This window comes from Clostridium sartagoforme AAU1 (genome assembly GCF_000401215.1).
Lineage (GTDB): Bacteria > Bacillota > Clostridia > Clostridiales > Clostridiaceae > Clostridium > Clostridium sartagoforme.
Genome location: NZ_ASRV01000024.1, coordinates 1 through 8302 on the forward strand (window position 1 = coordinate 1; position 8302 = coordinate 8302).

Consider the following 8302-nt stretch of genomic DNA (forward strand, 5'->3'; position numbering starts at 1 on the left):
ATTTACGTGTGGTTTGCTTCTTTCGAATTTTTGCTTTGCCATTGTAAAATCCTCCTTTAATCTTTGTAATAAACTTTGCCTAGCGTTTTCTAGCTTTTTTGGTAATATATTTAGCTCACTGCAAAGGTTAAAGCAATTTACAATCACAATAATCACTCTTGGTGAGCGTTCAACTATATTGGAGCTCACGATCGGGATTGAACCGACGACCTCCGCCTTACCAAGGCGACGCTCTGCCTACTGAGCTACGTGAGCATTTCCATTTTAATATGGTTTATAGTTTAATATACCAATTATAAAGTTTACTATTGTTCAAAAAATTTGTCAATAAAAATTTAACGACTTATTTTTCGGTATCCAGACATTTTTCAAGCTTTCGTTTCACTCTTTGTAGTGCATTATCTATAGACTTAGCCTGCCTATCTAAATCACATGCTATTTCTTGATAAGACTTGCCATCTAAATATGACTGAAGCACCTCTAACTCAAGTTCTGATAATACCTTAGCCATCTCTCCTTCTATATGCTTTAATTGTTCCTTTCCAATTATAAGCTCCTCAGGATTTGTTATCTTTAATTCAGATAAAACATCTATTAATGTTCTATCTGATTCTTCTTCATAAATAGGCTTGTTTAAGGATATATATGTGTTTAAAGGGATATGTTTTTGTCTGGTTGCTGTTTTTATTGCAGTTATTATTTGTCTAGTTATACATAGTTCTGCAAATGCTTTAAAACTTGTTAATTTATCAGATTTAAAGTCTCTAATAGCTTTATATAGACCTATCATTCCTTCCTGATAGATATCTTCTTTATCTGCTCCAATAAGGAAATATGACTTAGCTTTTGCTTTTACAAAGTTTTCATATTTAGAAATTAAATATTCTTGAGCTCTTATATTACCTTTTTTTGCTTCATCAACTACTTCCTCATCTACTTTATTTAGAAATTCTACGAATAAACCTTTTTCTTTTTTGGTATTCTCCACTATATATCACCCTTTAAGCCCTATATTATTATAGTATATATTTAGTCAAAATTTTACTTGCTTCTTCTTATTTCTTCTAATTTTTTCAATATATCTTCATCCACATTATCCCCCAAATGATTTTTAGATGAATACATATTTTTTATTGCTTTATTTTTTATCCTATTTTCTGTTTCAATAACTTCATTATAAAATTCCAATGCAGATATCCTAATAGCGCCTCTTTGAAAGATAGTTTGTTGTTCAAGCCAATCCGATGTAACTACGTTCACCTCAAATCGCCTACCTAAAATATGGACTTCTCTCTCTATATAAGAATCTGCTGTCTCACCATCTTTTGTGAACACTATACTAATATTTTTATTTATATTTTCTTTCTTTTCAATACTTCTCTTAACCTTATGTGCATCAAATACTACGATTATCTTACAACCCTCATAGACTGAATAATTATGTAAACTATCTATTAGACTTTTTCTAGCTCCATCAAAACTGTAATCTTTTTGTACTTTTAGATTGGGCCAGCTATTTATAACGTTATATCCATCAACAAATATAATTTTCACATGCTACCTCTTCAGTCTTAACTTTACTTTTTTAGTAATCTTCCCTTTAGTATTTCATACATCATTATACCACCTGCAACTGAAGCATTTAAAGAGTTAATTTTACCTATCATAGGTATTTTAATTAATTTATCACACTTTTTAAGAGTTAATTTGGATATTCCCCTTCCTTCACTTCCTATAACCACTGCACACGGTCCATTAAAATTCACTTCATAGCTATATTCTTCTCCTGCTATATCTGCTCCATAAACCCATATTCCACTTTCTTTTAATTCGTCTATAGCTGCATTTATATTTGTTACTTTTGCAATTTTCATATGTTCTATGGCTCCAACTGAACATTTGTATACAGTTGATGTTATTCCAACATTCCTTCTTTTAGGTATAATTATTCCATGAACTCCACATAATTCTGCTGTTCTAATTATGGAACCTAAGTTGTGAGGATCTTCTATCTCATCGAGAATCACTATAAATGGATCCTGTTTCTTCTCTCTCGCATCCTTTAACATATCTGCAATCTGACAATACTTAAATGGAGTAACTAAAGCTATTACACCTTGATGATTTGTACCATTACTCATACCATCTAGCTTTTTTCTATCTACTTCCTTTAGTACTAACCCTTTTTCTCTTGCCATATTTATTATAACTTTTATAGAGCCTTCCATATTTCCATTAGCTATATATATACATTCTATTGTTCTATCACTTTTTAAAACTTCTATTACAGCATTTCTGCCTATAATTAAATCTTCTCTAGTCTCTTCTTCATTTTGAGTAACAACACTTTCCTTTGAGTAATTATCTCTTGCATTTTTATTTTCTCTAGTAAATTGTCTTTTTCCTTGTGCTGAAGCATTTTCAAACATTTGTCTTTCCATTCTAGCCTTCATTCTAGCTTCTCTATTTCCTTTAGTCACATTAAATCACTCCTTATCTCTATTATATACTTTTCCTTAATTATGTTAAGTATGTTTCTGTAGATTTTTCTAATATAATATTTAATCTTTCCTTATTTCCAGTCAAATATAAATATCCAACTAAGGCTTCAAATCCAGTAGCATTTCTATAGTCTATCACATCTGCATTTTTAGGAATAGTAGCTGACTTTGCATTTCGACCTCTTTTATAAATATATAATTCGTCTTCTGTTAATATATCTTCTATATTATGCATTATATTAGACTGGCTCTTAGCTTTAACATATCCTATTGCCTTTACATGAATTTTGTGTGCAGATAGATCTGTATTATTGGATAATATATAATTTCTTATATATATTTCATACACTCCATCTCCTATTAAAGCTAATTGCAAAGGATTTAATCTCCTAGCCTCTTCTCTATTAAATTCCCTGACTCTTAAATCCTCTAACATACGTTTCTCTCCTTTAAAGAAAGGCTGCAAAATTGCAGCCCTCTAGACTAATTTATTTTTTTCCATCTTACTCCTTGTGGAGTATCTTCTAAAATTATATTTCTAGCCTTCAAATCATCTCTAATTTTATCGGCTAATGCGAAATCTCTATTTTTTCTTGCTTGCTGTCTTTGCTCTATTAAATCTTCTATTTCTTCTTCTAAACTTCCTTTTGTTGATTTCTGAAGAATTCCTAAAGGTTCTCCAAGTTCCCTTATTAAACTTAGAGCAGCTTCACAAAGTTCCTTTGATGACTCTATTGATATATTAGTATTTATATCCCTTATAAGGTCAAATATAGCCGTAATAGCATCTGCTGTATTAAAGTCGTCATCCATTTTTTCTATATATTTTTGTCTATAAACATTTAAAGACTCTAAATAATCTTTTTCTTTATTATCCATATCTTCTTTTTTAACTTCACTTATTAAGCTCTCTAAATTAGAAACTGCGTTATATAATCTTTCAACCGAAGATTTAGCTGACTCTAATAAATCATCACTATAATTTAATTGAACTCTATAATGAGCAGATAACATTAAAAATCTTATTATATCTGAATCATATTTTTCAAGTGCATCTCTAGCCGTTAAGAAGTTATTTAATGATTTTGACATCTTTTGATTATTAACATTTAAATATGCTGAATGCATCCAGTAATTTGCAAAAGGCTTTCCTGTCAAAGCTTCACTTTGAGCTATTTCATTTTCATGATGTGGAAATGCTAAATCCATTCCACCTGCATGTATATCTATTGTATCTCCTAATATTTTTTAGCCATACAAGAGCATTCTATGTGCCATCCAGGTCTTCCTAATCCCCATGGGCTTTCCCAAGCTGGCTCTCCAGGTTTCTGTGACTTCCATACAGCAAAATCCATAGGATCTTCTTTTCTTTCATCAATACTTATTCTAGCTCCTGATTGAAGGTCTTCTAAGCTTTGCTTTATAAGCTTTCCATAACTATCAAACTTTTTAGTTCTAAAATAAACATCTCCCTCTACTTCATAAGCATATCCTTTTTCTATTAATCCCTCAACAAATTCAATTATATCATTTATATATTCAGTAGCTCTTGGATTTATTGATGCTCTTTTAATATTTAAACCATCTGCATCCTTATAATATTCATCTATATATCTATTTCCAATATTTAAAACTGTAGTTTTTTCTTCATTTGCTTTATTTATCATTTTATCATCTATATCTGTAAAGTTTTGAACGAATTTAACTTTATATCCTCTATACTCTAAATATCTTCTTATAGTATCAAATATAATAAAAGTTCTTCCATTACCTATGTGAAAATAATTATAAACAGTAGGCCCACATACATACATCTTAACTTCACCTGGGGTTAGCGGTACAAACTCTTCTTTTTTTCTAGTTAAGCTATTATAAACTCTCATTTAATTACCTCCTATCTTACAGATAATTTATTTTTCTTAAACTCTTCTCTAACTTTCTCTATAGCTTCTTCTATCTTTATATTTTCCATTTCTGATATTCTAAGTTTAAATTCTACTTCTCCATCAACAATTTTCTTACCAACTGTTATCCTCATTGGTATTCCCATAAGGTCTGAATCCTTAAATTTAACTCCTGCTCTTTCATTTCTATCATCTAGTATCGCTTCAACACCTATCATTTTTAACTCTTCATATATCTTGTTAGCAATCTTCATTTGTTCTTCATCTTTAATATTCACAGGGATGATATTAACATGATATGGTGCTACAGATAAAGGCCAAACTATTCCATTTTCATCGTTATGTTGTTCTATTATTGAGGCCATTGTTCTTGTTACACCAATACCATAACAACCCATTATAAATGGCTTTTCCTTACCATTTTCATCTATAAAATTGGCATTCATAGCTTCTGAATACTTTGTTCCTAGTTTAAATATATGACCAACTTCAGTTCCTCTTGATATAGTTACTTTACCACCACAAACTGGGCACTTTTCACCTTCAGTTATATTTCTATAATCTCCAACTATACCTTCAAAATCTCTGTTATAATTTACATTTTCAATATGATATCCAGTTTCATTAGCTCCAACAATAAAATTGTACATATTAGCAACTTCTTCATCAACTAATAAAACATCTACTTTTATATTTATAGGACCAGCAAATCCAACTTGTGCATTAGTTGCCTTAAATACCTCTTCTGGTGTTGCCATATTTAAGTTTACTACTCCACCTAAAGCATTTGAAACCTTAACTTCATTAACTTCTCTATCGCCTCTAACCATTGCTGCTACTATTTTATCATCAGCATTATATATTAAAGTTTTAGCAAATCTTTTTTCTGTTGTATTAAAGAATTTTACTAATTCTTCAATTGTTTTTACATTTGGTGTTTCTACTTTATTTAGAGGCTTTAATTCTTCAACTTCTGATTTTTCGGCTGTTGAATAAGCCTTTTCTATATTAGCTGCATAATCACATGCTGTGCAGAATACTACATCATCTTCTCCAACTTCTGACTTAACCATAAATTCTGCTGAATTAGATCCTCCTATAGCTCCTGAATCTGCTTCAACAGGTTTTGCCTCTATACCACATCTATTAAATATTTTAATATATGCTTCTCTCATCTTATTATAAGAAATATCCAAACCTTCTTGATTTTTATCGAAACTATAAGCATCTTTCATTATAAATTCTCTTGATCTCATTACTCCGAATCTAGGTCTTCTTTCATCTCTATACTTTGTTTGTATTTGATAAAGATTTATTGGCAATTGTTTATATGATTTAATTTCATTTCTTGCAATATCAGTAAATACTTCTTCATGAGTTGGTCCAAGACAAAAATCTCTATTATTTCTATCTTTTAATCTAAATAATTCATCTCCATAAACATCCCATCTTCCAGACTCTTGCCATAGTTCTGCTGGCAGTACTGCTGAAGCTAAGAATTCTTGTGCTCCTGCATTATTCATTTCCTCTCTTATTATATTCTCTACATTTTTTAAAACCTTTAATCCTAATGGCATATAATTGTATATACCTGATGCCATTTTTCTTATCATTCCAGCTCTTAACATCAGTTTATGACTATCTATTTCAGCTTCTGCTGGAACCTCTCTTAATGTTGATATTAACATATTAGACATTTTCATCTTTGCTTCCTCCTATATTGTTATTTATTTTAATTCTTAAATTTCTATATATAAAAAAAGCCCGCCCTAATTTGATTAGGGCGAACTTATCTCGCGGTACCACCTAAATTTGTTCTCTAAAATGATAACGGTATTAAACCGATAGTTTTTTCCTATAACTCCAAAGCTGGTTCAAACCCTATTGAAAATTTTACAGCCTATGAATTTTCTCTCTGAATGGCGGATTCTACTATTCTTCTTCACTGTTTTAAATTTATTAATTTTTAGCTTAATTAATTATATAGTCTCTAAAAGGTTATGTCAATATTATAAAATCTCTATTATATAAGCTTTTCTGCCAGTATCAAATCCTCTGGTGTAGTAACTTTTATATTAGTATATTCACCTTCATATAAATAAACCTCATTATTGTACATATCTACTACCATAGTATCATCTGTAACACTTATATTATTCTTCTTAATTTTATTATGACACTCCTTTATAAGATTAAATTTAAAAACTTGTGGAGTTTGAATTGCACGTAATGTATTTCTATCAGGTGTAGAAACAGAAAATTTCTCTTCATTAATGACTTTAATAGTATCCTTTGGTATGACCCCAGGTGCTGCTGCACCATAAAGTTTTGCATACTTTATCCCATCATTTATAATTCGTTCTGATGTAAAAGGTCTTGCTCCATCATGGATAAGTACAATCTCACAGTTCTCTATACACTCTAAAGCATTAAAAACCGAATCTTGCCTTTCTTCTCCACCTTCTACTATCATATCAACCTTTAAAGAATATTTATTCAATATCTCATTTTTACAATAATCTATTTCATCTTTAGGCAAAACTAAAATAATTTTATCTATTTGACTACAATCAGCAAACCTTTTTAGCGTATAGTATAATATTGGCTTACCCCTAAGTTCTATATACTGCTTACTAACTTTAGCACACATTCTTTTACCTTTTCCACCTGCTAAAATTATTGCACTTATCATAATAACACCTACTTAACTATTCCTTTGGTTTTGCAAATATCATTCTTCCAGCAGCTGTTTGAAGTACAGAAGTTACTATAACTACTATTTGCTCTCCCATGAACTTCCTTCCACCTTCTACTACAATCATAGTTCCATCATCTAAATATCCAACTCCTTGAGATGCGTCTTTACCATCCTTAACCACAATGACCTTCATTTCTTCCCCTGGAAGAACAACTGGCTTAATTGCATTTGCTAACTCATTAATATTTAGTACAGGAACTCCTTGGAATTCTGCAACTTTATTTAAATTAAAATCATTAGTTATAACTTTACCCTTAAGATTTTGTGCAAGCTTTAATAACTTACTGTCGACTTCTTGTATCTCTGGAAAATCTCCTTCCCAAATTTGAGTTTCTATATCAAGTTCTTTTTGTATTTTATTTAATATGTCAAGTCCTCTTCTTCCCCTATTTCTTTTTAAAGAATCTGCTGAATCTGAAATATGTCTTAATTCATCTAATACAAAATTAGGTATAACTAATGGACCTTCAATAAATCCAGTTTGGCATATATCAAATATTCTTCCATCAATGATAACAGAAGTATCTAATACCTTAGCTATGTTTTTCACAGTTCCTTTTGACTTCTTTTCCTTAGCGCTACTTTTCTTGAGATTTACAAGAATATTTGATATGTCATCCTTCTTTTCAATAAATATACTAGCAAATATTATTGCAAATATTAAGTTTAGTAGAACAAATAGTATTGGTCCTAACCCATAAAGATCTATATTATATAACGGTAATCCTAAAAGTGACGTTAATATCAATGATATTAATGCACCTAACCCACCATAAAGAAGCTCTGCCGCTGTAAGTCTTTGAATATTCTTTTCAATATATTCAATTGCTTTAACAATAGAGTCATAAATACGTGGTGAAATAATATATAATATAAGTCCAAATAATAAAGTTAAAAGAATTCGTACTGATATAATTCCAACTGGTTTAGATAAAAAAGATATTTTACTTAAAGCAGTAATAGTTACTAGTATTCCACTAATAATATATCCGCTTATAAAGCCTATTATAGTAAATATAACTCTTATAATCTTTTTTAACATAATGTCACCTCCCTATAATATTGTTTTATTTATATTTTTAATTTTATTTACTCTTTTGTAAGAAGTCTATCTCATTATACCATATAAAGGCATTATC

The 8302-nt window shown here is 29.9% G+C and carries 7 protein-coding genes, 1 tRNA gene and 1 pseudogene; all 9 read right to left on the minus strand.

The genetic code is table 11. The features are described from left to right. Nucleotides 1–179 precede the first annotated feature (179 nt). The 9 genes and pseudogenes from A500_RS01970 to A500_RS02010 all read right to left on the minus strand — a co-directional run bounded on the left by A500_RS01970 (nucleotide 180) and on the right by A500_RS02010 (nucleotide 8205). Nucleotides 180–255 (minus strand) — tRNA-Thr (locus A500_RS01970). An 88-nt stretch (nucleotides 256–343) separates the two neighbouring features. Further along, nucleotides 344–988 carry an RNA polymerase sporulation sigma factor SigH gene (sigH, locus tag A500_RS01975; RefSeq protein WP_016205913.1) on the minus strand — a complete coding sequence of 215 codons (645 nt, stop codon included), beginning with the start codon at nucleotides 986–988 and terminating at the stop codon, nucleotides 344–346. 53 nt (nucleotides 989–1041) lie between these two features. Then, on the minus strand, nucleotides 1042–1554 hold the full coding sequence (locus A500_RS01980; protein WP_016205914.1) for an NYN domain-containing protein: 513 nt from the start codon (nucleotides 1552–1554) through the stop codon (nucleotides 1042–1044). A 23-nt stretch (nucleotides 1555–1577) separates the two neighbouring features. Beyond that, a complete protein-coding gene (gene rlmB / locus A500_RS01985; RefSeq protein WP_016205915.1) occupies nucleotides 1578–2480 on the minus strand; it encodes a 23S rRNA (guanosine(2251)-2'-O)-methyltransferase RlmB in 903 nt (300 codons plus the stop codon). A gap of 40 nt (nucleotides 2481–2520) precedes the next feature. Further along, on the minus strand, nucleotides 2521–2937 hold the full coding sequence (locus A500_RS01990) for a Mini-ribonuclease 3 (RefSeq protein WP_016205916.1): 417 nt from the start codon (nucleotides 2935–2937) through the stop codon (nucleotides 2521–2523). A 47-nt stretch (nucleotides 2938–2984) separates the two neighbouring features. Further along, nucleotides 2985–4384: pseudogene (gene cysS / locus A500_RS01995) on the minus strand (cysteine--tRNA ligase). Nucleotides 4385–4395: 11 nt separating this feature from the next. Continuing rightward, complete coding sequence (locus A500_RS02000) at nucleotides 4396–6108, minus strand: proline--tRNA ligase (protein ID WP_016205917.1); 1713 nt, start codon at nucleotides 6106–6108, stop codon at nucleotides 4396–4398. 320 nt (nucleotides 6109–6428) lie between these two features. After that, on the minus strand, nucleotides 6429–7097 hold the full coding sequence (gene ispD, locus A500_RS02005) for a 2-C-methyl-D-erythritol 4-phosphate cytidylyltransferase (RefSeq protein WP_016205918.1): 669 nt from the start codon (nucleotides 7095–7097) through the stop codon (nucleotides 6429–6431). A gap of 16 nt (nucleotides 7098–7113) precedes the next feature. Continuing rightward, the gene (locus A500_RS02010) at nucleotides 7114–8205 is read right to left on the minus strand and encodes a PIN/TRAM domain-containing protein (RefSeq protein WP_016205919.1); all 1092 of its coding nucleotides are present in this window, start codon (nucleotides 8203–8205) and stop codon (nucleotides 7114–7116) included. Nucleotides 8206–8302 lie beyond the last annotated feature (97 nt).